The organism is Aliidiomarina maris (assembly GCF_003987335.1).
Classification (GTDB): domain Bacteria; phylum Pseudomonadota; class Gammaproteobacteria; order Enterobacterales; family Alteromonadaceae; genus Aliidiomarina; species Aliidiomarina maris.
Genome location: NZ_PIPK01000012.1, coordinates 73,080 through 95,895, shown reverse-complemented (window position 1 = coordinate 95,895; position 22,816 = coordinate 73,080). Strand labels below are relative to the sequence as shown.

Sequence of the window (22,816 nt, the reverse complement as noted above, 5' to 3'; positions counted from 1 at the left end):
TTTGTTGTATTCAGACCAGTTTTTAACTCGGTATTTTGCTTTGCTCATTGCGGTGTCTAGTATCAGCGTGGTTTGGCGATCTGATCAACGCTAACTGAGAAAGTTCCACTATTTGTTCAACAAGGCCGTCTACTGCTATTAATTCTGGTTATCTACGCGATTGTAAAAACCGTTCAAAGCGGTGCCTCGACGGGAACCAAGGTATTGTGGATTATTATCCTGCTGTTAATTCCATTTATTGGCTTTATTTTATGGCTGCTGCTGGGGCCAAAAGGTGGCGCGAATACACTTTAACTATGGTTAACCAGCAAAAAAGGGAGCAGATGCTCCCTTTTTTGTTGCCGAATACACAGTATCAAACCGCGCGAATTAACACGCCTGGCAAAACCCATGGTAATGCACTTGGGCGACGTTCGGGTGTGAACGCAGACGGCCTTTAAGAACATTCTCACCAACCTGATAAAACATTGGGTTATTCGGGTCGGCACTGGGGCCTAGTGCTTGTGCTTTTAACTGTGCAGGGAGCTGCAACAGCGGTACCTCGCTATTTAGTTTAGCCGCCATAAAGAACGCGCAAGAATATCGCTCTAACTCGCCAGCAGGGCTGGTGACGCGATGGTAGGTGGCACGTAAATAGCCATCGGAGGCGAGTTCAAGTAACTCGCCAATGTTGACCACCACAGCACCTTCAATCGGCGGGGCACTGACCCAGCCACGGTCGTCAGTCAGCACTTCTAAGCCAGATTGCTGATCTTGAGTGACTATAGTGAGATAACCAGGGTCTTTGTGCGCACCCACGCCTTGCTGCTGAGCCTTATCATGACTACCAGGGTAGCGGATGAGCTTCATATGGGTGTAAGGCGGCGTTATTCCATCATCAAAAATATCTGCCGGTTGTTCTAACACGTCCGCAAAAGCGCGCAGCAGAGTGACAGTTAACTGAGTCAATTCTGCTTGGTAGGCACTTATCACCGCTTTAAACTGCGGAAGTTGAGTAGGCCATTGGTTTGGCCCTATCAGTTTCCACCACTGTGGTTCGCCATCGGCAAGAACAGTTGCTGTTTCTTCATTCATTAGGTCGAACTGCTCGCGTAGATCAGGTTTGCCTTGGGTTAACTCACCTTGCAACTGGGTGTAGCCGCGAAAATGAGGGCTATTAACCATATCCAGACGTTGCTTATCCGCCTCTGGTAAGGCAAAAAATGCGCGTGTCTGCTGCATCACAGCTTGCTGTAATTGCCCAAGCTGATGGCCTGTCACGTAAAAGAAACCAACTGTCCGCGCAGCCTCTGCGAGCTGGGTTAAAAATGCTTGCTTCTGCTCGCCACCAGCCGCTAACTGCTGGAGGTCAAGTACTGGTAATGCGGGTGCTTGCATGTCAAATCCTCAAAGGATACCGATATGCGTGAGTATAAGCTGGGTATTTGATGAAACGAAAAATCGAATTGCTATGTGATATAGCTAAACAGAATAGCGCCGCTAAGCTTGTTCGTTAGCGGCGTTTTCAATGGTAGTGACGGCTTGACCGAAACGCGGATGGTCGGGGGCAAGTTCTTGCGCATGCTGAGCCGCCTGATGGGCCGACTCATGTTTACCTTGGCGAAGAAGCGCCCAAGCTAGGTTATAAAACACCGGCGCATAGGTAGGCGCTAGTTCAGACGCTTGATAATAGTAGAGTTCAGCATCCGCGAAGCGCTGCTGCTGATAGGCAATATTACCAAGCCCAATCAAAGGGGTTGCTTCATCTGGCCAGCGTTCAGTAGCGGCTTGATATGCCAAAGATGCAGCTTCAAAGCGCTGCTGCTGTTCTAACGGCGCCACAGCTTCGAAATAGCGTAGCGGATCGGCACTGGCTGGAATTTCACCCAACTGGGTTACGACTATGCCCCAGTAGTTGGCCATCTGCCAGGTGCGTTCAAAGCGTCGCATGGTCATTACTTCACGTTCGGTGGTGCCAGAACGTAGAATAACCTCATCCTGTTCTGGGTTAACGCCGATCACGACGGCATAATGCCACACTGGCCAGCGAGGTAGCCCAAGGTTTTGCAGCACCAAGACTGGATTATCCGCATGCAGCTCTTGGAGTAGGGCCTCAAAATTGGGTGCCATGACATACGGTACACGGTCAGCGCGACGCGTCGCGCCAAGTAGCTCCATCTGCAAACTGCCGCGACGCTCAGGTAGATATATTTGCCCAGCTAGGACGTCAGGGTCAGCGTCGCTCACACCACTGGTTTGCAGAACTGTAGCAAGGGCTGCGGGGCCACACTGGAAATCTTCCTGGGGGAAAAATGGGGTTTGCTCAAGCTCAATCTGATGCTGATAAGGCGAGTTGGAATCAAATAGTGCCTCGTGCTGCAAGGGTGCACTTGCACAGGCCGTTAGGAAAACGGCCCCAAGTACCGCAATCACAACTCTTGGGGCTAGTTTGTGTAACCAATCGATCATTAGCGAATTAAAATCCAGATGATGAATAACAATAAAATGACCACGACCGCGTTGGCACCGGCTGGCAACTCATCAATATTGGCTGTCAGTTCCATCACTTCTTCGTCGGTCATGGCGTTGATGCGCTCGATTGCCTCATCCGGGTTTACCCCATAACGCACCAACTGTTCCTGCACGTCAGCACGTTGTAATTGCTCAGTTAGTTGGGCTTTATTAACACCTGCACGTTGCTCAGTGACGATGTCTTGAGTGCTGACGATATCAGCATACGCAGGTGAGATGACTGCTGGGTTCATCACCAGCGAGCCAAACATAAACGCCGTGCCATACACTAAAGATTTCTTCATGGTACATATCTCCTCGTTGATAGATAGTTATAAACGTAGACTAGTATCGAAAATTTTGCATAGCTGAATTTGCCAGAAAGGTTTGAATAGCGCACTGATTTAACAGTAAAATCTTCGCAAACATTAGCTAAGCCGCATGCCTTGCGCGGGGTTGGGTCACTGCAAGGCGCCGCTCCTGCAAGGAATATGGTAATCTGAGGCAGCTAGTTATTAGTCATGTCTATGTGAAAGAGGTTTTATGCAAGCGGTTATTGAGCTCGAAAAAACGCGTGAGTCGTTGGTCAAGAGTATGGCGATGACGATTATCGTGTTAGCTATACTAAGTTTTTTCATGTTATCTGATTACCAGCAAACCGGTGAGTTGGCTGGTTTTGGTTGGCTTGGGATTGCTGCGCTCGTAGCGGGTGTTATCGCAGTGGCTCAGCAAGTGTATTACTTTAGCCGCGAGCCCCAACGCCTACATCTAGATTTAGAGCAAGGGCAGGTTATCAATGCGGATAATCAACAGACGTTAGCAACATTCGATGAACTGACGTTCTTTGCCTTAAGCCCAAATAAAATGCATGCACTTATTGAGTGTAGCAAGCAGGGTAAAATGGTGATGCGGCTGAAGCGTCATTATCAATTGAATTTGAAAGTATCTGATATTTTAGCCAAGTACAGTAAGCAGGATTTGGTAAAGCTTAAATTCATTGGCCTTACCAAATAAAACTACGCTAAATTTTGCTGAGTCGAAGTGTTTAGTGCCAGCTAAGCCTACGTGACTAACAGCCACGCGCTGATGCCGGTCACAGCACTAAGGAGTAGCGCCATGGGTAAGGTATAGCGCATAACTTGCCCCTCTTGTCCCTGGATATTCACGGTGGCACCGGCGGCGATAATATTGTGCGGGCAAACCATATTACCAATCGCTGCACCAAAATTCTGCGCCCCTATCAGCGGTATCGCCGGCACTTGCGCATGAGTGGCAGCTTGGTGTTGAAACTCAGTAAATAGAATATTTGAGGACGTGGCAGAGCCAGTGATAAAGGTGCCGAGTACGCCAACAAATACCGCCCAAAATGCCCATCCGATACCGGTCAGTAGAACTATTTGCGCACCAAGTTCTGCAATGGCACCGCTATGCACTAATAAGCGCGATAGCCATAGCATCACAAGCAGTGCCGGCACGACTGCGCTAATTCGAAGTGTCGCAAGGCGGACCGCTTGACCCCACGCTGTGACAGGCTGCCGTTGTATGAAGCCACCGAATAAAAAGCCAAACCATAACAGCGTGCCCGGGTGATAGAGCGGCGCGATACTAAACTCGTAGATGTGCCATGTGACATTCAAGGTATAACCAAGCAACCAAGTCTTCAGGCTCGGTATTAAACGCGTCAGCAACACTAAAAACACAAGCACGATATAGGGGGCGAGGGCACGCCAAATCGTCATTTTTTGTGACATCTCAGGCTGATTCACTGATGGTATTAGTGACGCTTGCTTGGCTATTAAGCGTGGCACTAAAGCGACAAAAATAACCGCACCAACAATAGCGCCGAGTAAGGTGGGTAACTCAGGGCCTAGTGCATACGCTATCAACATCGCGGGCAACACAAAACTTAGACCGGCTAGGGCACCTGTGCTAAGAACTTGTAGTTTGCTAAGTGATTTTACTCGAACCTGATCTGTTTGGGTTCCATCTTGTCGGTTGTCTCCGTAAAAACGCTGGATCGCAGCCATCAAAGCAATGCTTAGCACCAAAGCGGGTAGGCCTAAGTAAGGTAAAGTCGCGTGGCTCAGGATAAGGTCGGGTACCTGAAGTAAAGCTGATTGGGCCATAATGGGTGTACCTACCGCACCATACGCAACGCCCAAGCTATGCCCCCATAGTGCCAATACCACGGCAATCACCGGGCGGTAACCTGCAGCAACCAAGAATGGTGCAGTCAGAGCTGCGGAGGTGCCAAAGCCAGCGGCACCCTCCATAAATAATGAAAAGAACCATGCTATCAATAATGCGCTCACCCGCGGGTCGGGGTGAAGTTTTGCCAAATAGCGCTGAATAACCTCCAGGGCACCACTTTGATGCTGGGCATAGTAGATGCAGAGCGCCGCCAGAATAATCCATATAATTGAGAACGTGGTGCCCATGGCTTCAAAAATGGTACCCGGTATCAAGCTAGTAACTGTCGGTTGCCAGCCGATAGAAAAATGCCAAGGTAGGATAACAAGACAAAGTAACAACGCGATGGAGCCGGCTTTGAAAGCGCTCCAGCGTAACCCCACCATGGCAATTAAAATCACCAGAAAAGGCAGGGTTAATAGTAAAAATGTGGTGGAACTAAATGTGTCCTGTATCACTTCAAGCTTAACTCGCGATTACTTTGTCTGGCACCACATCAAAACATTCCCCTTCGCCGCTGCTATGGGCCGTCACGTTGTTTAACGTGGTCTCAGCAATATTTGCAAGAGCTTCGCGGGTAAAGAAACCTTGATGACCTGTTATCAGTACATTCGGAAAAGTCAGTAGCCGCATAAAGGTATCGTCTTGAATCACTTGGTTAGATAAGTCAGCGAAGAACAAATCGCCTTCTTCTTCATAGACATCTAAACCCAGCGCACCTAGTTGGCCATTTTTTAGTGCTTCAATAGCGGCTTTGGTGTCAACAATCTTACCGCGGCTGGTATTAATGAGCATCATGCCAGGCTTGCAGCGTTGTAATACACTTCGGCTGATCAAGTGATGGGTTTGTGGGGTAAGAGGGCAGTGTAGCGAGAGAATATCAGCGCGCTCGACCAGCGTATCAAAGCTGACCAGCTCGTAGTGCTTGGCGATATCAGCAGAAGCGTAAGGGTCATGAATGATGACATCACAGCCTAATGCTTGCATGACTTTGGCAAAGATCTCTCCAATTTTACCGGCGCCGACTAACCCGACGGTTTTACCAATCAAATCAAAGCCCATTAGCCCGTCAAGGGCAAAATTGCCTTCTCGCACACGGTTATATGCGCGATGGGTTTTCCGGTTGAGGGTTAAAATCAGCGCCAGGGCGTGTTCTGCAACTGCATTCGGTGAATACGCGGGCACGCGCGCAACACGAATGCCGAGGGCTTGGGCGGCGGTTAAGTCTACGTTATTAAAGCCTGCACAACGCAACACAATGAGCTCACAACCTGAGCGTTTTAAAATTTCCAGTACGCCTTTGTCAGCATGGTCATTCACGAAGATACACACAGCTTCGAAACCACTTGCAAGTGCTGCGGTATGCTGATTCAGCGGTGCCTCAATGTAGCTAATGTGGTGGCCGTGAACCGCGTTGGCATTGTTAAAAGAGACCTGGTCGTAAGGTTTGGTGCTAAACATTGCAAGCTTCACTTTAAGCTCCCGTTCAAGTTACCTAAATTTAACTTAGCATAGTAGCGAAATACCGTGGCTGAAAAGATGCGCTGGCGCAAGGAAGCGCAAACTTACTTGTGAAAGGGCATGGTTCGGTGGTTGCACATGGTTTGGTGGCTACACATGGAGGCAAAGCAGGGCAGGAACATAGCGTCAGGCAATAAAAAACCCGCCGTAGCGGGTTTTCTAAAATAAATGGTGCCCAGAGGCGGAATCGAACCACCGACACGGGGATTTTCAATCCCCTGCTCTACCGACTGAGCTATCTGGGCAAACCGGGTTTTACGGCGCAAATACTGCGGCCTTAAAACGAGGGCGTATTAAACGGCTTTTCGCCCTCGCTGTCAAGGCTTGGTCGCATATATGCGTTCAACTGCTTAAACCGTAAGCAGTTTAGTCGCGAATTTGGCCAGTGCCAGTGACCACGAACTTCTCAGTGGTTAAGGACTGTAAGCCCATCGGGCCATAGGCGTGCAACTTAGATGTCGAGATACCAATTTCAGCACCTAAGCCAAGCTGACCGCCGTCAGAGAAGCGCGAAGACGTGTTCCACATGGTCACCGCAGAATCTACAACCTGAATAAAACGCTTTGCAGTCGCTTCATTCTCGGTACAGATTACATCCGTGTGCCCGCTTGAGAAGTCCTGAATATGCTCAATCGCATGGTCAAAGTCATCGACTTGGCGCACGGCAATTTCAAGGGCTAAATACTCTTCACCGAAGTCTGTGTCGGCAATTGGCTCAGCACCGTCGAAGTGCTGAATCGATGCTTTACACGCATGCACCTTCACTTGCTTGTCTGCTAGTGCCGCAGCCGCTTTAGGTAAGAAGGTAGCCGCTACGTCCGCATGGACTAGCAAGCCTTCCAGTGCATTACACACACCGGTACGCTGGGTTTTACCATTTAGCAGTAGCGCCAGGGCTTTGTCTAAATCCGCATCTTTGTCGACATATAAATGACAGACGCCTTTATAATGCTGAATGACTGGAATCTTCGAATTATCGCTAACATAGTGAATCAAACCTTCACCACCGCGAGGGATTACCAAGTCGATATAGTCGCTTTGCTTAAGCAAATCCGCCATTAACTCACGATCTGGTGTCGGTACTACAGTAATCACGTCTTCAGGTAAGCCCGAATCACGCAGCGCTTTGTGCATTGCCGCAGCAATTACTTTAGAGCTACCAATGGCTTCGCGGCCACAGCGTAAAATGACCGCATTGCCTGATTTGAAGCATAAGGCGCCGGCATCCGCAGTTACATTGGGGCGCGCCTCATAAATCATACAAATGACACCTAAAGGAATCCGCATTTTATCCACCCGCATCCCATTTGGGCGTTCTTCCAGTAGGTAGCTTTCACCCACTGGATCAGGTAATTCGATCAGCTCTTCAAGGGCCTTGGCCATGTCTTCGATGCGGTCGTCATCTAGAGCAAGGCGGTCCATCATTGACTCTGCCAGCTGCTTTTCACGCCCGGCTTTCAGGTCATCTGCATTGGCCGCTAAAATCGCTTGTTTGTCACTACGAATTGCATCTGCCATGCGTTGTAAAACTTGATTCTTTTCATCCGTTGTCAGGGTAGCAACGGCACGTGCAGCCTTGGCGGCACGTTTAGCAATATCTTGTGCTGAAATGTTACTCATTCGGCTTCTCCATCAACATTAAATCGTCTCGGTGAATGACTTCGCTAATCGGGCTGTAGCCATACTGCTCAGCAATTTCTGAGTCGGTCTGGCCTTTAATGTGCATCAACTCGTGAGAGCTGTAGCGACAAATACCCTTTGCGACAGTGTCGGTACTTTCAGCGCTGCGCACCAGTACAGCGTCACCGCGGTCAAAGTTGCCTTGAATATCGACGATGTCTGAGCTCAACAGCGAAGCACCGCTTTCACGTAAGTTGTCAACTGCCGTTGAGTCGATTAATAACTCGCCTTGGGCAACTAGAGTGTGGCGCAACCAGTGTTTTTTATTTGAAAGCGGATTTTCTTTTGCTTTCAACAAGGTGCCGGGGTTTTCATTGCGCAGCAAGGTTTCAAATGTGCTGCCTTTTCGCCCGTTTACAATGTAAGTATCTATACCATGGGTAGTGGCTTTCTCGGCGGCTTCGATCTTCGTTCGCATGCCGCCGGTACCTACTGCACTGGCTGAACCGCCAGCCAAGGCATAGATACTTTCATCAATTTCTTCGATAACAGGAATAAGCGTTGCGTCTTTATGCTTATTCGGATCTTTATCGTACACACCGTTGATGTCAGAGCAGATAAAGTAGGCGTCTGCATCGACAACGGTTGCTACCATCGCAGCAAGGTTGTCATTGTCACCGACTTTAAGGTCGTCAGTGGCCAACGCGTCATTCTCGTTCGCAATCGGCAAAATGCCATGCTCTAGCAATGTGTTAATCGTGTTCCTAACGCTCACGTAACGCTCACGGTCACGTAGGTCGTCGTGAGTCATTAAAACTTGGGCACACGGGAAATCAAAAAAACGTGACCAACTTTCCATGACATGATTTTGACCAACCGCAGCCATTGCTTTTTTTACAATGACGGGTAGAGGCTTTTGGTCGATATTGAAATGATGTCGGCCTGCGGCGACTGAGCCAGAGGATACTAATACGACTTCTTGTCCACGTTCACGCGCTTCAATAATAAACCGCGCAATTGCTAACAAGTATTTAGAACTACAGCCATTGCCATCTGGCGCAATTAGAGCACTACCGACTTTGATGACTGCTCTTCGCCAGCTTGGGATTTTCATAGACACTCCCTAATGATTGAAGGTGGTGCAATGCTATCACACTTAGCCCTTGCTGGCCACCTTTGGCTCATGAAACTGATGGCTTGTCAATATTTTTTCGACGAATTTGAATGTAAATTTGTCGGTTTTTTCACCTATTCAGAGGGCGGTGTGTAGCCCTCAATATCGACCTCTTTACCTTCAAATAAGTACGCTTCCATTTCTTTGGCAAGATAAGCACGCGCCTCTCCATCCATCATGTTTAAACGCTTTTCGTTAATTAACATGGTTTGCTTTTTCTGCCAGTCGGCCCACGCCTGTTTAGATATATGCTGAAATATTCTGGCACCCAGTTCACCTGGGTAGAGTTGAAAGTCCAGTCCTTCAGCTTCTTGTTGTAATCGTTGGCAAAAAACAGTTCGGGTCACGTTGCCTCCAAGGGTCTTTATGAGTAAAAAGTATAGTTCAGGGGTTTAATAAATCGCCAGCGTTGGCGGAATGAAATTAAGGTATTGTTTAAGTATGCCGCTTCAGCGCGATGCGATCTTGAATAAACTGCTTGATTGGCGTTGGTAAACCAGTCTGGTCAAGTTGATTTAAATCGAACAATTGAGTGGCCAAATAGCCAACTGAATTATCATCTTTAACACTCAAGTGCTGCGGCGTTGATGCCCGCCATACCTTGGCGTGCAAGGTGTAATGAGTAAATTGATGAATAAATTCACCTGCTAGCTCAGCATCTTTGGGGGCGTCAGGCAGCTCAGGCAGGCACCACAGACCACCCCAAATACCTGGGCTCGAGCGTTTCACCAGATGAATGTGCTGATTCGGCTGGTGCCAACTAAAATGCCCGACGCGAAAGGGCTTCTCGCGCTTTTTCTTCGGGTTTGGAAGTTGTTCGATACGCCCGGTTGCGTGTGCAACGCATTCGGATTGCACAGGGCATTCGCTGCACTTAGGCTGTGACTTGGTACAAACAGTCGCGCCTAAATCAAGCACGCCCTGGCTATATATGTGGCTTGCGTTATGTGGGGTGAGTTGCTCGGCAAGCTGCCACAAGGTGCGATTGAACGCGCTTGAGTTTGGCTCACCATCAATACCAAACAGGCGTGCGTACAACCGCTTTACATTACCGTCGACAATTGGGCCATACTGCTGTAACGCAAATGAACGTATTGCGCCGGCGGTGTAGCGCCCGACACCAGGAATAGCCTGCAATGCTTGTAAGCAGTCGGGATATTCACCACCATGTTCTGCTATTACGTGCGCCGCAGCTTTGCGGAGGTTGCGCGCACGGGAGTAGTAACCTAGACCTTGCCATTGGGCCATGACGTCGTCCTCACTGGCGGATGCCAAAGCGTCCAGGCTTGGAAAGCGCTGCATCCAACGCTCGAAGTAAGGAATCACAGTGGATACTTGGGTTTGCTGAAGCATGATTTCGCTCACATGCACGGAATACGCGCTGGGGGATTGCTGCCATGGTAAATCATGGCGCCCATGCTGTGTTTGCCACTGCATGATGGTGTGGCGAAGGTGTTGAATTTGTTTTGCTGATAAAGTGCTTGGTGCGTGCATCTTCACTTGTTTTTCCCGTGCTAAACCGCATAATGACGAGCTTTTGCACAGTGTAACAGGTTTGAATGGGTCATGAGTGAGCAAACAGAGAAATTTACCCGTCGTATTCGCAGCTTTGTGAAGCGTGAAGGCCGCCTGACAAAAGGCCAGGCAGCTGCACTTGAGCGCCAGTGGCCAGTGATGGGGCTGCAACACCAAAAGGCGTTGTTAGACTTCAACCAGAGCTTTGGGCGCGAAGCACCATTAGTGCTCGAAATTGGTTTTGGCATGGGGCGTTCGCTAGTCGCTATGGCACAAGCAGATCCTGACGCAAATTATGTAGGAATTGAGGTTCATGGCCCTGGCATTGGCGCATGCTTAATGGAAGCGGAAGCTCAACAGGTCACCAATTTACGCGTCATTCAGCATGATGCGGTGGAAGTACTGGAAGACTGCGTGGCTGATGCGAGTCTCGATAAAGTACAAATTTTCTTTCCAGACCCTTGGCATAAAAAGCGCCACCATAAGCGACGCCTTATCCAATCAGGCTTTGTCCAATTGCTGCAGCGCAAACTAAAGCAGGGCGGCGTACTGCATATGGCGACGGATTGGGAAAACTACGCCGAGCATATGCTTGAAGTGATGCAAGCGGAAAACGGTTGGCAGAACCTATCAGCAACCAACGACTTTATACCGCGTCCAGACTCGCGCCCGCTGACCAAATTTGAGCAGCGCGGCCACCGTTTAGGACATGGTGTATGGGACTTGCAGTTCATTAACCAGTAAATCAGCACAGTAAATCAGCGCAGTAAATCAGCGAAACCTGATACATAGGCGTAACCATTCACGGTTACGCCTGCTCTAAAAGCTCGCCTAATATCGCATTTAAATATAAACGCCCTTGGGCGCTTGTCTGCCAATACTCACCTTGGTCAATTACAAGACCACGCTGAATTGAATTGGCTAATGCACGTTCAGCGGTCTCGAGTGCTAAACCTGTCAGTGCAACAAAGCGCTGCTTAGGCACAGGTTCAAGTAAGCGTAACTGGTTCATAAAGAATTCAAAGACCCGCTCTGACGGGGCTACGTCCCAACTCCGATGAACAAACGAACGGCTCAAATCCAAATAGCCACGCGGATGCTTCACTTTTTCTGTGCGCAGAATACGTGCCTCGTTTGGCAGGGTTATTTTGCCGTGGGCGCCACAGCCAATACCCAGATAATCGCCAAAACGCCAGTAATTGATGTTGTGCTGCCCGCGATGGTTTACTTGCCCATACGCACTGACTTCGTATTGCTGGTAGCCAGCGGCGTCAAGGCGCTGATGACCTTGCTCATAGATGTCCCACAGCGTGTCATCATCGGGCAACGTCGGCGGTTTGCTGGCAAATAAGGTGTTGGGTTCAATGGTTAACTGATACCAGGAAATATGCGGTGGCTGCAGCGCAATGGCTTGGGCTAGATCGTCTAATGCTTCCGCTTCAGTTTGGTCGGGAAGGCCATGCATAATATCTAGATTGAAGCTCTGCAGTTTCCCTTGGCTGACTAGCTCGGCGGCTAATTGCGCCGCTTGCTTGGCTTGGGCGGCATCGTGAATCCGGCCTAAACGCTTTAAATGCTGTGCGTTAAAGCTCTGCACCCCAATCGATAGGCGGTTCACGCCCGCATCACAAAATCCGCGAAAACGGGCCGCTTCAAACGTACCAGGGTTTGCCTCGAGTGTAATCTCGATATCAGGCGCAAACCCAATCAAGCTTTCTACGCCGTTGAGCAGCCGCGCGATGCCTTCGGCACTAAATAAGCTTGGTGTACCGCCACCAATGAAAATGGACTGCAATTGGCGACCTTGCACATAGGCTAAGTCGGCACGCAAATCGTCTAGCAAACAATTAATATACGCTTGTTCGGGAATGACCTCAGGTTGTGCGTGGGAGTTAAAATCACAGTAAGGGCACTTCTGTACGCACCAAGGAATATGGATATATAAGCTGAGAGTTGGCAATGCGAGCATTACAGCAATCGCCGTAACTGCGCCAACGCTTTACCACGGTGACTTAGCATTTGTTTATCTTCGGCGCTCAGTTCAGCGGCACTGCATTGCTTCTCTGGGCTGAAAAATACGGGGTCATAGCCAAAGCCACCATTGCCCTGTGGCGCGGTTAGTATCTGTCCTTCCCATTGACCTTGGCAAATAATCGGGGTGGGGTCATTGGCATGTTGCATAAACACCAGGGCGCAAATAAAGCGCGCGCTGCGTGCGTGCTCAGGTACCTCGGCCATTGCCTCTAATAGCTTAGCAATATTGTCACTGTCGCTGGCCTGAGCGCCGGCATAACGTGCTGAGTAGATACCGGGCGCCCCTTGAAGTGCGTCGACGGCTAAGCCTGAGTCATCGGCTAAGGCAGGCAGACCCGTTTGCGCACAGGCATGGCGCGCTTTGATAATCGCGTTTTCGACAAAGCTTAAGCCAGTCTCTTCTGCTTCAACAAAATCCCACTCGCTTTGCGCTCTGACATGCCAGCCCATAGGTGCTAATAGGGCGTCCAATTCTTTTATCTTTCCTTTGTTACCGCTCGCAAGTACGATGGACTTGGCTGTCATCTGCTGTTCTCCGTTTGGGGTAAGCGCTGTTATCGCTAGAGTAGGCCTGCTTAGTCAGCGCGCAAGGCTGTCACAAATTACCCCTAGTATACCTGCCGCTTAGCCTTGGTTAAATGCTTAGCAGCCGCGCACCCATCGATAGATGACAAAATTGAACGCCACAGATGATTTTTTTATGCTAAAGTGGTATATAAAAGTATTTTATTAGATTAAAGAAGCTCTATGGATGTCGTTAACTTAATCATATTTGCTGCTGGCGCCATGCTGGTGGTAAGTATTTTAGCTAGTATTGTGTCGGCTCGTTCCGGTGCACCTTTGCTATTGGTGTTTTTAGTTATCGGTATGCTCGCCGGCGAGCAGGGCATTATTGGCGTTGAGTTCGATAGCCCAGATGTGGCACTCCTGATTGGTTCGGTAGCGCTCGCGATTATTTTGTTTGATGGCGGCTTGCGTACCCACCCTGAACGCTTTCGCGTCGCCTTAGCGCCGGCCGCCATGCTGGCATCAGTCGGCGTCGTAATCACCTGTATATTGACCGGTTTGACTGCCGCGTACTTATTTGGATTAAGTTGGGTTGAAGGCCTGCTATTGGGAGCAATTTTAAGCTCTACTGATGCCGCCGCTGTGTTTTCCATCTTCCAATCACAAGGTTTACGGATAAAAGACCGGGTTGCCTCTACGCTGGAAATTGAATCCGGTAGTAATGACCCCATGGCAGTTATTTTAACGGTGACCTTGGTATCAGTGCTTGCATCGAGTGAATCCAGTATCAATGCGATGGTTGCTGTGCACGTGTTACAGCAAGCGATTGTCGGGGCGGCGATGGGCTATTTTAGCGGCCGTTTGTTTGTTGTCGCCTGTCGTAAATTACCACTAAGCTTTGCCTTCTTTCCGCTGCTCGCGGTCGGCGCTAGCATTATGGTATACGCGTTGACGGCGAAACTTGGGGGTAGTGGCTTCCTGGCCGTATACCTCATGGGTTATCTAATTGGCAACGCCAAACTGCCGCAAGTGATGCATATTTTGCGCGTGCATGATGGTTTGGCATGGCTCAGTCAAATTGTGATGTTCTTGATGTTGGGTATTTTAATGACACCCTCATCAATTTTCGAAATTGGCGTGCCCGCACTGTTGTTGGCCGCGGTGTTAATCTTTATTGCTCGACCACTTGCGGTATTCATCAGCTTGCTGCCGTTTCGCTTCCCTTGGCGTGACCAAGTGTTTATCAGTTGGGTTGGTTTGCGTGGTGCGGTACCTATTGTGTTGGCGCTGTTTCCTTGGATGGCTGGACTTGAGAACCAGCAGTTGTATTTTGAAGTAGCTTTCTTTGTGGTATTGGTGTCATTGATTGTGCAGGGCTGGAGTATATTGCCTGTCGCACGTTGGCTTAAGCTTGAAGTGCCACCAGAACCCGAACCTGATTACCGCATGCCGTTAGATATGGTCCCTGGGCGCGAAGTCTTGGAAGTCGCAGCATTCAAAATCGCCGATGATACCCCTGCGTGTGACCACCATTGGGACGAGATTTCGATATCAGTGCCAGTGGAGTTTGTTGGTTTAATTCGTGATGACGCTTGGGTGCGACGGGTATCTAACCCACTACTTAGCGCCGGTGATACGGTTTTAGTCATGGCGAATCAACGGGACTTACGTAAAATTTCAGATGTATTAGCCTCAAGCGGCAGTGGTGATACAGGCAAACGAGTTAATAAGGCATCATTCTTCGGCGACTTTGTGTTGAATGCAGACGTAAAACTGCAGGACTTGACCGTGTTTTATGCGTTGCCAGATGATTTGGCCGAAGATCTTGAGCAAAGTATTGACGATGTCATTCGCAAACGCTTCAGACGTCGTGTCGTGGTCGGGGATAACGTCACCTTAGGCAACCTTATCTTGACCGTACGGGACGTGGCAGACAATGGCGACATTGTTAAAGTAGGGGTGAAAACTGCCGCTAGTTAGCAGCCTCCACAATAAAAAAAACCAGCGTAATTGACGCTGGTTTTTTTTATTTAGCACGCGTAGTTATGCTGCCAGGATGCGTCAGTCGCGATAGAACGTATGCTGGAAACGCAGTTGTTGGGCATCAGTGCCGTCTCTGACATCGATGAAGAAACGTAACGTTTCTTCGCGGCCATGGGGCACTTGGGTGATGTAGTAGATGGCTTCGCCATCGACATGGCGCCGAAAGGTTAAATCACGGCGTTGGCCTAACTCATTTAGTGCATAGCCAGAGACATTTACGCGCAGAGCGGGGCGCTCGTCACTGGTTGCATCCAGCACTGAGATATTGATAATACCTCGCGCATTACTGCGGGTTATATTGTATAAACCTGCAACTTCGGGTAACACAAAGGTGCTGGGAAACGCACTGTAGTGCACTTCCCAGTTACCTAAACGCTCGAAGGTTTGCCCATCGTCATTTGCCAGCGCACTGGTCATCAGCAGGCTTGGCAGCCACACCCCTAGTGCAATCACCAATTTCAAGAGCAAGTTGTTAGTCGCGTTCATCGTGTTTCTCTTTTACCAAGGTTTATCGCCCACCGGTAGATTACATTCCCACAAGAATGCGTAAGAACTGGATACCGATAATGACAAATAGTACGGACAAATCTAGCCCGCCGATCGCCGGAATAAAGCGACGCACTGGGCGCAATAATGGCTCAGTCAGCTGGTGCAAGACGTACTCCAGAGGGTTACCACCGCGGCTAAACCAGCTCAGGATGGCACGAATAATCAGCATCCAGAACACAACTTGCAGGACGATACTGATAAAGTAACGCACGCCAATTATCAGCAACGCCAGTACGTCAGGGTTAGCGCCAACTAGTAACACGCGGACGTAAATAGCCACCACACTGACCGCTATACCCAACACCACGGCCGCAAGGTTGAGGCGCCCCCGCGATGGAATGACTTTTTCCAGTGGGCGCAAGGGAGGGTTAGTCACCTTGGCGATAAACTGACTCAGTGGATTAAAAAAGTCGGCGCGAGCAAGCTGCAACCAGATGCGTAATACAATCGCCATAATGTACAAACTAAATAAAGTTTGTACTAAAAACAGCATGCCTTCATTCATGAGCGTAAACCTTCTAGGTTAAACTGTGATACTTAAAATAATTTTGCCATTTCTTGATTGCGAGCAACAGCCGCTTTGACCGCGCGGGCAGAGATATCGTCAAGCCCAGCTGCCTGATAGGCTTCGATACCTTTCGCAGTCGACCCGCCTTTGCTGGTCACTTGTTTGCGCAGCTCAACCAAGCTTAGGTCGCTTTGGCTTGCCATTTGCGCTGCACCTAATGCGGTTTGTTGAACCATTGCCCGTGCATCTTCGCTACTAAAACCAAGTTCTTCAGCGACCTGCTGTAAGCCTGCCATGAATTCGAAAAAGTAAGCGGGGCCACTACCTGCTACAGCGCCTAATACATCAATCCCGTCTTCGTCTTTCACCCAGATAGTTTTGCCGACGTAATCAAATACTTCGGTCACGAAATCTTTATCATCTTGGGTGACTTGAGGGTCGGCGGCTAGACCCGAAACGCCTTCGCCCACCAAGGAAGGCGTATTTGGCATCACGCGCACTATACGTACATTGTCACCTAGGTATTGGTGATATTTTTCAATTCGAATACCTGCGGCAATGGTTATGACCAGCTTGTCGGCTAAATCGCTGACGTGCTCACGCAGGTGTGCGCAGACATCGGCCATCAGCTGTGGTTTGACCGAAAGTACAATCACATCAGCCTGCTTAACCACTTCTAAGTTGTCCTGACTGGTGTGGATACCATGCTTTTGCGCTAAGGTGTCAAGTTTAGGGCGGCTTGGGTTGCTCGCATATATGGCCGATGCGGGATAGCCACCACGGACCATACCACCAATAATGCTTTGCGGCATATTGCCCGCGCCAATAAATGCGATATTTCGCGTGTTCGCCATAATCATTCCTTATGCGTGTCGTTGACCAAAAATAGCGGTGCCAATGCGTACCATGGTTGAGCCATGCTCAATCGCGGCTGCAAGGTCACTGCTCATACCTAAAGATAGCGTATCTACGCTAGAGTAGCTGTGTTGCAATTGTTTAAAAGCATCAGCTAAACGAGTAAAACTTTGTGCTTGTTGTTCAGCGCTGGCGCCAGCTTGCGGAATCGCCATCAAACCGCGTAAACACAAGCGGTCGAGTTGCTGAATTTGCTGTGCCAAGGGAGCAATCTCGCTGAGACTAACACCTGCTTTACTTGCTTCATCGTCAATATTAACCTGAATTAATATTTGCAGGGGCGCCTCATCTAGCGGTCTCTGCTGGTGCAAGCGTTGGGCGATTTTTAAGCGCTCCACGCTGTGCATCCAGTCAAAATGCGTGGCAACGTCCTTAGTTTTATTGGACTGCAAAGGACCAATAAAATGCCAGCTGATACCAGCTAAATGCGCCAGTTGGGTAATTTTTTCAACCCCTTCCTGCACATAATTTTCGCCAAAATGACGCTGCCCAGCTTGGTAGGCGGCCGCAATGTCGCTTGCAGGTTTGGTTTTACTGACCGCAAGTAAGCACACACTACTGGCGTCGCGACCAACTGCGCTGCATGCCTTTTGAATGTCTGCATGGACACCCTCAATAGCACGCTGTAATTGCTGTTGTCGTGACGCTTGGGCGTCATCATTTTCCGAGATTGTCATCTTAGTTTCTCTTCGCGATTCTGCTGCTTTCCTATAGGATGATAACATTTACCAAGCAAAGGACACAGTCTATGGATATTCAGCAACTGCTCGAACGCAGTGTTTTAGCCAAAGCCTCCGACCTGCATATCTCTGCCGGTTCACCACCGCTGATGCGCGTAGATGGCGAAGTCATCAAAGCAGCAAACGACATTTTGTCCGCAGACGACGTCAAACAAATGCTGCTAGGTATTATGCTAGAGCACCAGCAGTCTGAATTTACCGAGTCCCTTGAAACTGACTTTGCGTATGAAGTTCAAGGCTTAGCGCGTTTTCGGGTGAACGCTTTTCATCAGCAGCGCGGGCCTGCTGCGGCATTTCGAACCATTCCAGATCGCGTATTAACCCTGGAAGAACTCGATGCGCCTGAGGTGTTAAAAGACCTGAGTGAGTTGCACCGCGGCTTAGTCTTAGTCACAGGGCCCACGGGTTCTGGTAAGTCGACGACATTAGCGGCGATGGTGAACCACATCAATGAGCGTCGCCAGCAACATATTTTGACTATCGAAGATCCGATTGAATTTGTGCACCACAACAAGCGCAGTTTAGTGAACCAGCGCGAAGTGCATCGCGATACGTTGAGTTTTAATGCTGCGCTGCGCTCTGCATTGCGTGAAGACCCAGACGTAATTCTGGTGGGTGAATTGCGCGATTTAGAAACCATTCGTTTGGCGATGACCGCGGCAGAAACCGGACACTTGGTGTTTGCTACTTTGCACACTACCTCAGCACCTAAAACCATTGACCGAATTATTGATGTCTTTCCAGGCGATGAAAAATCGATGGTGCGCTCAATGTTGTCTGAGTCTTTGCGGGCGGTGGTGTCACAGTTGTTACTCAAGCGCCCAGGAGGCGGTCGCGTCGCAGCCCATGAAATCATGATTGCGACGCCTGCAATTAAGAATTTAGTGCGCGAAGACAAGGTTGCGCAAATGTACTCAGCAATTCAAACCGGTGCAGCTCATGGTATGCAAACCATGGAACAAGCGTTAATGCGTTTGCGTCAGCGTAATTTAGTCGACGAGGAAGCGGTTCAAAGAATTCTGGGTAAGCAAACGCAACACGGGATGTAAAATCGTCGCTGTTCAGGTTAAAATACGCGCCCTTTAAGCTTTAAGTAGTGAACCAATATGCGTGTACTTGGAATTGAAACCTCATGTGATGAAACTGGTATCGCCGTGTATGACACCGAGCTAGGCTTGTTGTCACATGAGTTGTACAGCCAAGTAAAGTTGCATGCAGATTATGGTGGGGTAGTCCCTGAATTAGCGTCACGCGATCATGTGCGCAAAACCTTACCCTTGATCCAGCGCGCGTTGGCTAATGCGGGTTCAACGGCAGCGGATATTGACGGCGTTGCGTATACCTCCGGGCCTGGTTTAGTGGGTGCCTTGATGGTTGGTGCTTGTATTGGCCGCAGCTTAGCATTCGGCTGGCAAGTGCCGGCACTCGGAGTGCACCACATGGAAGGCCATTTATTGGCACCCATGCTGGAAGACGAGCGCCCGGCATTTCCGTTTGTCGCCTTGTTAGTGTCTGGTGGTCACACCATGCTAGTTCGCGTTGACGGTATTGGCCAGTATCAAATGCTCGGTGAGTCGATTGACGACGCGGCTGGAGAGGCCTTTGATAAAACCGCCAAGCTGATGGGCCTTGATTATCCAGGTGGCCCGCGATTAGCCAAATTGGCAGAGCAAGGGCAGGCGCTGCCAGAACTTAGTTTCCCGCGCCCAATGACCGACCGTCCAGGTTTGGACTTTTCCTTTAGTGGTTTAAAAACGGCTGCTTCACAGGCCATTGCGAAACAGCCTACGACCGGGCATAGCGACGCTGATATTGCTTATGCGTTCCAGCAAGCGGTAGTCGATACTTTGGCGATTAAATGCCAGCGCGCATTGCAGCAGACGGGCCTAAAGCGGTTAGTGATCGCAGGTGGTGTCAGTGCGAACGTCGAATTGCGGCGTCAACTGGAAGTATTGACCGCTAAGCTCGGTGGCCAAGTTTTTTATCCGCGGAATGAGTTTTGTACCGACAATGGTGCAATGATAGCGTTTGCTGGCGCCCAACGACTGCAAGCGGGTCAGTCTGAAGATCTTGCTGTGATTACCAAGCCCCGTTGGCCATTAGACACTTTGCCTGCGGTGTCTTTGCCTGCGGTGTCTTTTCCTGCGGTGTAAGGTGCAGCTTTAGCGCTTGGGTTTGCGAAATCCGACTTCATCGCCGCGCCAAAGACGCATAATATTGCCGCGATGACGCCATACGATCAAGAGTGCCAGCATAATAGCAGGCACTGTGTATTGGGGTTTAATCATATAAGCGTAAATCGGGGCTAACGACACTGTAATCAGCGCAGCTAGTGACGATACCCGAGTGACGGTGAACACGAGTAGCCAAGTGGCAATCAGTAGCAATGCCATTTCCCAAGCGACTGGGAACATAGCACCCAATGCTGTGGCGACGGCTTTGCCACCCTTAAACTCGAAATAAAGCGGGTAAATATGGCCAAGGCAGGTTGCCATCGCAACAACCGCGAGTACCAGTGGGTCAAGGCCTAGGTAATAGGAGCCCCAAACTGGCAGCATTCCTTTCAGCACGTCCATCACTAAGACTAACAGTGCCGGTGTCCAGCCACCAAGGCGATACACATTGGTCGTGCCTGGGTTGCCTGAACCACGTAAACGCGGGTCATCCAGACCAAACAGCTTACAGATGATCACCGCACTACTGATAGAACCTATCAAATAAGCGGTCAGGATCATAAGCAGCGCAAGTGCGGACATGGTTGGGCTTTCACTCTAAGTTAAGGTAGTATTTGTGCGCCTTGCCAACGCTAAATGCTGGTAAAGACGCTGTGTAGGATATTAGGTTTGTTAGCAAAATGCTATCCGACCAGCGCCATTTACATTGGCTAAACTATTACAATGTATGTATGCCAAATATGAGGTTGCATGTCTGATATCGTCATTATTCAAGGCCTGAAAGTGGATGCTGTTATCGGCATTTATGATTGGGAAAAAAATACCCGCCAGCCGTTATTATTCGATTTAGAAATGGCTTGGGATAATCGCTTGCCTGCGCAAACCGACGACATTCGTTTTGCCTTAGACTATGAGGCCGTGAGCAACGAAATTGTGGCGCTGGTTAAGCGCAAGCCGTATGAGCTGATCGAACGAGTCGCCGAAGAAGTCGCGGCTATGGTGATGCAGACATTCAAGGTGACTTGGTTAAAATTACGCGTCGATAAGCCAACGGCCTTGCCACACGCGCAATCGGTAGCGGTACAAATAGAGCGGGGTAGCCGTGGCTAAAGTGGTTTTTAGCTTGGGCAGTAACATTCGGCCGGCTGAGCATATTCGTGCGGCACTGAATGCACTGAGCGACACTTATGGGCTTGTCAGTATTTCGCCGGTGTATGAGAGTAAATCCGTAGGTTTCAAGGGCGATAACTTCCTTAACCTCGTCGCTGAAGTCAACACAGACACTGACGTGGCGACTGTGCAGCGCTGGTGTAAAGCTTATGAGTTAGCGAACGGCCGCGATATGAATGCAGTCAAATGCTCCGCGCGTACTATAGATATTGACATTCTATTGTATGACGATATGCAGTGTGAGGTTGATGCAACTAATGACTTGCCGCAATTGCCGCGCCCTGAAATTACCCACAACGCATTTGTTCTGAAACCACTAGCAGACTTACGCCCGCATTGGTTACACCCTGAGCTACAGCTAAGTTACGCCGAATTGTGGCAGCAATTCGAGCAGCAAAGTCACGCCGATGAGCAGCAAATATGGCCAGTGGCGTTTACCCTCTTGCCTGCATAATTTAGCTAAGATACTTAGTTAACTAGTTTTCCGAATTAAGCGCTTGGCGAATCGCAAGTAAACGAGCTTGGGTCAGCGCTTTGCCTATTTCGGCACCGCTTAAACCTTGTTGGATAAACTCAGCCGCATCGACGTTGCAGTAGGCTGTTGCCGCGACCGTGAGGATTGATGGCGGACATGCGAGAGGCTGCACCTGTTGTAGGCGCAAACAAGCGCTTAAGGCGGTCTGCCAGCGCTGCGGCCGTCGAATCGGGTCGGCCCGCTTCAGTAGCTGAAGTAACGTGTTTGCATGGGTTGCAACGTCACTGTGCTGCAAATCGTGCTGCGTCGCGCGCATACTTTGGGTCAACTGCGCACACTCGGCACAGTTGTTCGGCACCTTTAATGCTTGGCTTATCGCACGGCTGGTTAAGGCTTGTGCAAAGGCGTCGACAAACAGTGCATAACGGCATTCGAGTTGCTCACATGGATCTTGCTGAAGTCCCTCGAACGCTTGAAAATCAGCCTCGAAGCTGGGGCTCACTGGTAACAGATGTGGCCAAGCGTGCAATGCTTGCAAGGTGTTTAAAAATACTTCAGGGTTTGGCCCACAAAGTGCTTGGCTCAGCTCTTGCCAAACCCGTTCACGCACTAATGCGCTAAGCTCGCCGCTTGCAACCATTGCAGAGGCTAATTGCCATGTTTCAGGCGCAATGGTAAAACCAAATCTCGCCAAGCGAGCTGCAAAACGCGCTAAACGCAATACGCGCAGTGGGTCTTCGCTGAAAGCCGGCGAGACGTGGCGAAGTTGCTTATGCTTAATATCATCAATGCCGCCGTAGGGGTCAATCAGCTCGCCAGTTTGGCTCTTGGCGATAGCATTAATGGTTAAATCCCGGCGCGCTAAATCCTGCTCTAAGGTGACATCTGGCGCTGCATAGCACGTAAAGCCGGTGTAACCTTGCCCAGCTTTACGCTCAGTGCGCGCCAGTGCATATTCTGCTTTCGTTTCGGGGTGCAAAAAGACAGGAAAGTCTTTGCCGACTTGGGTAAAACCTTTGGCAACAAGTTCAGCTGGCTCTGCGCCTACAACGACATAATCAAGGTCCTTGGTAGCAACACCAAGCAATTCATCGCGCACTGCGCCGCCAACTAAGTATATTTCCAAAGTTTCCTCATCGAACGGTTTAACAAATTGAATACCAATACCTTAGCACGCAAGGCGGTTTAATA

General features: G+C 49.7%; 25 protein-coding genes and 1 tRNA gene. 8 read left to right on the top strand and 18 right to left on the bottom strand.

The features are described from left to right. Nucleotides 1–132 precede the first annotated feature (132 nt). Nucleotides 133–294, top strand: a complete 162-nt coding sequence (locus CWE07_RS11915) for a PLDc N-terminal domain-containing protein (protein WP_111569935.1) — start codon at nucleotides 133–135, stop codon at nucleotides 292–294. Between the two features lie 75 nt (nucleotides 295–369). On the opposite strand, the gene CWE07_RS11910 is transcribed toward CWE07_RS11915, so the two are convergent. The 3 genes from CWE07_RS11910 to CWE07_RS11900 form a co-directional block, all read right to left on the bottom strand. Next, a complete protein-coding gene (locus tag CWE07_RS11910) occupies nucleotides 370–1,377 on the bottom strand; it encodes an isopenicillin N synthase family dioxygenase (RefSeq protein WP_111569936.1) in 1,008 nt (335 codons plus the stop codon). A 102-nt stretch (nucleotides 1,378–1,479) separates the two neighbouring features. Next, nucleotides 1,480–2,448, bottom strand: a complete 969-nt coding sequence (locus CWE07_RS11905) for a PA2778 family cysteine peptidase (protein WP_111569937.1) — start codon at nucleotides 2,446–2,448, stop codon at nucleotides 1,480–1,482. Beyond that, nucleotides 2,448–2,795: a DUF6627 family protein gene (locus CWE07_RS11900; RefSeq protein ID WP_111569938.1), complete on the bottom strand. Its 348-nt coding sequence runs from the start codon at nucleotides 2,793–2,795 to the stop codon at nucleotides 2,448–2,450. Before CWE07_RS11900 ends, CWE07_RS11905 begins: the two co-directional genes overlap by 1 nt. A gap of 238 nt (nucleotides 2,796–3,033) precedes the next feature. Between CWE07_RS11900 and CWE07_RS11895 the strand changes: the two genes are divergently transcribed. Then, entirely contained in the window at nucleotides 3,034–3,504 is a 471-nt protein-coding gene (locus CWE07_RS11895; RefSeq protein ID WP_111569939.1) for a hypothetical protein, read from the top strand. Nucleotides 3,505–3,551: 47 nt separating this feature from the next. On the opposite strand, the gene CWE07_RS11890 is transcribed toward CWE07_RS11895, so the two are convergent. The 7 genes from CWE07_RS11890 to mutY all read right to left on the bottom strand — a co-directional run bounded on the left by CWE07_RS11890 (nucleotide 3,552) and on the right by mutY (nucleotide 10,489). After that, complete coding sequence (locus CWE07_RS11890) at nucleotides 3,552–5,138, bottom strand: L-lactate permease (RefSeq protein ID WP_111569940.1); 1,587 nt, start codon at nucleotides 5,136–5,138, stop codon at nucleotides 3,552–3,554. 7 nt (nucleotides 5,139–5,145) lie between these two features. After that, nucleotides 5,146–6,153, bottom strand: coding sequence for a 2-hydroxyacid dehydrogenase (locus CWE07_RS11885; RefSeq protein WP_111569941.1), 1,008 nt, complete (start codon nucleotides 6,151–6,153; stop codon nucleotides 5,146–5,148). A gap of 217 nt (nucleotides 6,154–6,370) precedes the next feature. Next, nucleotides 6,371–6,446, bottom strand: a tRNA-Phe gene (locus CWE07_RS11880). Between the two features lie 121 nt (nucleotides 6,447–6,567). Then, on the bottom strand, nucleotides 6,568–7,821 hold the full coding sequence (locus tag CWE07_RS11875; RefSeq protein ID WP_111569942.1) for a glutamate-5-semialdehyde dehydrogenase: 1,254 nt from the start codon (nucleotides 7,819–7,821) through the stop codon (nucleotides 6,568–6,570). Beyond that, a complete protein-coding gene (gene proB, locus CWE07_RS11870) occupies nucleotides 7,814–8,935 on the bottom strand; it encodes a glutamate 5-kinase (RefSeq protein ID WP_111569943.1) in 1,122 nt (373 codons plus the stop codon). Before proB ends, CWE07_RS11875 begins: the two co-directional genes overlap by 8 nt. 134 nt (nucleotides 8,936–9,069) lie before the next feature. Beyond that, the gene (locus CWE07_RS11865) at nucleotides 9,070–9,342 is read right to left on the bottom strand and encodes an oxidative damage protection protein (protein ID WP_111569944.1); all 273 of its coding nucleotides are present in this window, start codon (nucleotides 9,340–9,342) and stop codon (nucleotides 9,070–9,072) included. Nucleotides 9,343–9,430: 88 nt separating this feature from the next. Then, on the bottom strand, nucleotides 9,431–10,489 hold the full coding sequence (gene mutY, locus CWE07_RS11860) for an A/G-specific adenine glycosylase (protein ID WP_111569945.1): 1,059 nt from the start codon (nucleotides 10,487–10,489) through the stop codon (nucleotides 9,431–9,433). A 72-nt stretch (nucleotides 10,490–10,561) separates the two neighbouring features. On the opposite strand from mutY, the gene trmB reads away from it, so the two are divergent. Next, nucleotides 10,562–11,254 carry a tRNA (guanosine(46)-N7)-methyltransferase TrmB gene (gene trmB, locus CWE07_RS11855; RefSeq protein WP_111569946.1) on the top strand — a complete coding sequence of 231 codons (693 nt, stop codon included), beginning with the start codon at nucleotides 10,562–10,564 and terminating at the stop codon, nucleotides 11,252–11,254. Between the two features lie 64 nt (nucleotides 11,255–11,318). Here trmB and hemW read toward each other — a convergent pair whose 3' ends face one another. Next, nucleotides 11,319–12,479 carry a radical SAM family heme chaperone HemW gene (gene hemW / locus CWE07_RS11850; protein WP_111569947.1) on the bottom strand — a complete coding sequence of 387 codons (1,161 nt, stop codon included), beginning with the start codon at nucleotides 12,477–12,479 and terminating at the stop codon, nucleotides 11,319–11,321. Beyond that, nucleotides 12,479–13,069, bottom strand: a complete 591-nt coding sequence (gene rdgB, locus CWE07_RS11845; protein WP_111569948.1) for an RdgB/HAM1 family non-canonical purine NTP pyrophosphatase — start codon at nucleotides 13,067–13,069, stop codon at nucleotides 12,479–12,481. Before rdgB ends, hemW begins: the two co-directional genes overlap by 1 nt. 222 nt (nucleotides 13,070–13,291) lie before the next feature. Here rdgB and CWE07_RS11840 point away from each other — a divergent pair, with 222 nt between their 5' ends. Beyond that, the gene (locus CWE07_RS11840; RefSeq protein ID WP_111569949.1) at nucleotides 13,292–15,031 is read left to right on the top strand and encodes a potassium/proton antiporter; all 1,740 of its coding nucleotides are present in this window, start codon (nucleotides 13,292–13,294) and stop codon (nucleotides 15,029–15,031) included. An 81-nt stretch (nucleotides 15,032–15,112) separates the two neighbouring features. Here CWE07_RS11840 and CWE07_RS11835 read toward each other — a convergent pair whose 3' ends face one another. From CWE07_RS11835 to CWE07_RS11820, 4 genes are read right to left on the bottom strand one after another with little or no spacing between them, the layout of a single operon-like run. Then, complete coding sequence (locus tag CWE07_RS11835) at nucleotides 15,113–15,580, bottom strand: DUF4426 domain-containing protein (protein WP_111569950.1); 468 nt, start codon at nucleotides 15,578–15,580, stop codon at nucleotides 15,113–15,115. A 40-nt stretch (nucleotides 15,581–15,620) separates the two neighbouring features. Beyond that, nucleotides 15,621–16,148 (bottom strand): YggT family protein, encoded by a 528-nt coding sequence (locus CWE07_RS11830; protein ID WP_111569951.1) that lies wholly within the window; start codon nucleotides 16,146–16,148, stop codon nucleotides 15,621–15,623. Nucleotides 16,149–16,180: 32 nt separating this feature from the next. Beyond that, nucleotides 16,181–17,005, bottom strand: a complete 825-nt coding sequence (gene proC / locus CWE07_RS11825) for a pyrroline-5-carboxylate reductase (RefSeq protein ID WP_111569952.1) — start codon at nucleotides 17,003–17,005, stop codon at nucleotides 16,181–16,183. Between the two features lie 9 nt (nucleotides 17,006–17,014). Further along, entirely contained in the window at nucleotides 17,015–17,743 is a 729-nt protein-coding gene (locus tag CWE07_RS11820) for a YggS family pyridoxal phosphate-dependent enzyme (protein ID WP_111569953.1), read from the bottom strand. A 71-nt stretch (nucleotides 17,744–17,814) separates the two neighbouring features. Here CWE07_RS11820 and CWE07_RS11815 point away from each other — a divergent pair, with 71 nt between their 5' ends. Together CWE07_RS11815 and tsaD are read left to right on the top strand one after the other, a co-directional pair. Next, nucleotides 17,815–18,855 carry a type IV pilus twitching motility protein PilT gene (locus CWE07_RS11815; protein ID WP_111569954.1) on the top strand — a complete coding sequence of 347 codons (1,041 nt, stop codon included), beginning with the start codon at nucleotides 17,815–17,817 and terminating at the stop codon, nucleotides 18,853–18,855. Between the two features lie 57 nt (nucleotides 18,856–18,912). Beyond that, nucleotides 18,913–19,959 (top strand): tRNA (adenosine(37)-N6)-threonylcarbamoyltransferase complex transferase subunit TsaD, encoded by a 1,047-nt coding sequence (tsaD, locus tag CWE07_RS11810; protein ID WP_111569955.1) that lies wholly within the window; start codon nucleotides 18,913–18,915, stop codon nucleotides 19,957–19,959. Nucleotides 19,960–19,968: 9 nt separating this feature from the next. Here the strand turns inward: tsaD and plsY are convergent, their stop codons facing one another. Continuing rightward, nucleotides 19,969–20,562 (bottom strand): glycerol-3-phosphate 1-O-acyltransferase PlsY, encoded by a 594-nt coding sequence (gene plsY, locus CWE07_RS11805; protein WP_111569956.1) that lies wholly within the window; start codon nucleotides 20,560–20,562, stop codon nucleotides 19,969–19,971. A 168-nt stretch (nucleotides 20,563–20,730) separates the two neighbouring features. Here plsY and folB point away from each other — a divergent pair, with 168 nt between their 5' ends. Continuing rightward, a complete protein-coding gene (gene folB / locus CWE07_RS11800) occupies nucleotides 20,731–21,090 on the top strand; it encodes a dihydroneopterin aldolase (protein ID WP_111569957.1) in 360 nt (119 codons plus the stop codon). After that, the gene (gene folK / locus CWE07_RS11795) at nucleotides 21,083–21,604 is read left to right on the top strand and encodes a 2-amino-4-hydroxy-6-hydroxymethyldihydropteridine diphosphokinase (protein WP_111569958.1); all 522 of its coding nucleotides are present in this window, start codon (nucleotides 21,083–21,085) and stop codon (nucleotides 21,602–21,604) included. The genes folB and folK overlap by 8 nt, the downstream gene beginning before the upstream one ends. A 22-nt stretch (nucleotides 21,605–21,626) precedes the next feature. Here folK and CWE07_RS14605 read toward each other — a convergent pair whose 3' ends face one another. Then, the gene (locus tag CWE07_RS14605; protein ID WP_111569959.1) at nucleotides 21,627–22,751 is read right to left on the bottom strand and encodes a tRNA nucleotidyltransferase/poly(A) polymerase-related protein; all 1,125 of its coding nucleotides are present in this window, start codon (nucleotides 22,749–22,751) and stop codon (nucleotides 21,627–21,629) included. Nucleotides 22,752–22,816 lie beyond the last annotated feature (65 nt).

Coding starts and splice junctions, on each gene's coding strand:
- CWE07_RS11910 (WP_111569936.1), bottom strand. CDS start 1,377: ATGCAAGCACCCGCATTACCAGTACTTGACCTCCAGCAGTTAGCGGCT.
- CWE07_RS11905 (WP_111569937.1), bottom strand. CDS start 2,448: ATGATCGATTGGTTACACAAACTAGCCCCAAGAGTTGTGATTGCGGTA.
- CWE07_RS11900 (WP_111569938.1), bottom strand. CDS start 2,795: ATGAAGAAATCTTTAGTGTATGGCACGGCGTTTATGTTTGGCTCGCTG.
- CWE07_RS11895 (WP_111569939.1), top strand. CDS start 3,034: ATGCAAGCGGTTATTGAGCTCGAAAAAACGCGTGAGTCGTTGGTCAAG.
- CWE07_RS11875 (WP_111569942.1), bottom strand. CDS start 7,821: ATGAGTAACATTTCAGCACAAGATATTGCTAAACGTGCCGCCAAGGCT.
- proB (WP_111569943.1), bottom strand. CDS start 8,935: ATGAAAATCCCAAGCTGGCGAAGAGCAGTCATCAAAGTCGGTAGTGCT.
- mutY (WP_111569945.1), bottom strand. CDS start 10,489: ATGCACGCACCAAGCACTTTATCAGCAAAACAAATTCAACACCTTCGC.
- trmB (WP_111569946.1), top strand. CDS start 10,562: ATGAGTGAGCAAACAGAGAAATTTACCCGTCGTATTCGCAGCTTTGTG.
- hemW (WP_111569947.1), bottom strand. CDS start 12,479: ATGCTCGCATTGCCAACTCTCAGCTTATATATCCATATTCCTTGGTGC.
- rdgB (WP_111569948.1), bottom strand. CDS start 13,069: ATGACAGCCAAGTCCATCGTACTTGCGAGCGGTAACAAAGGAAAGATA.
- CWE07_RS11840 (WP_111569949.1), top strand. CDS start 13,292: ATGGATGTCGTTAACTTAATCATATTTGCTGCTGGCGCCATGCTGGTG.
- CWE07_RS11835 (WP_111569950.1), bottom strand. CDS start 15,580: ATGAACGCGACTAACAACTTGCTCTTGAAATTGGTGATTGCACTAGGG.
- CWE07_RS11830 (WP_111569951.1), bottom strand. CDS start 16,148: ATGAATGAAGGCATGCTGTTTTTAGTACAAACTTTATTTAGTTTGTAC.
- proC (WP_111569952.1), bottom strand. CDS start 17,005: ATGGCGAACACGCGAAATATCGCATTTATTGGCGCGGGCAATATGCCG.
- CWE07_RS11820 (WP_111569953.1), bottom strand. CDS start 17,743: ATGACAATCTCGGAAAATGATGACGCCCAAGCGTCACGACAACAGCAA.
- CWE07_RS11815 (WP_111569954.1), top strand. CDS start 17,815: ATGGATATTCAGCAACTGCTCGAACGCAGTGTTTTAGCCAAAGCCTCC.
- tsaD (WP_111569955.1), top strand. CDS start 18,913: ATGCGTGTACTTGGAATTGAAACCTCATGTGATGAAACTGGTATCGCC.
- plsY (WP_111569956.1), bottom strand. CDS start 20,562: ATGTCCGCACTTGCGCTGCTTATGATCCTGACCGCTTATTTGATAGGT.
- folB (WP_111569957.1), top strand. CDS start 20,731: ATGTCTGATATCGTCATTATTCAAGGCCTGAAAGTGGATGCTGTTATC.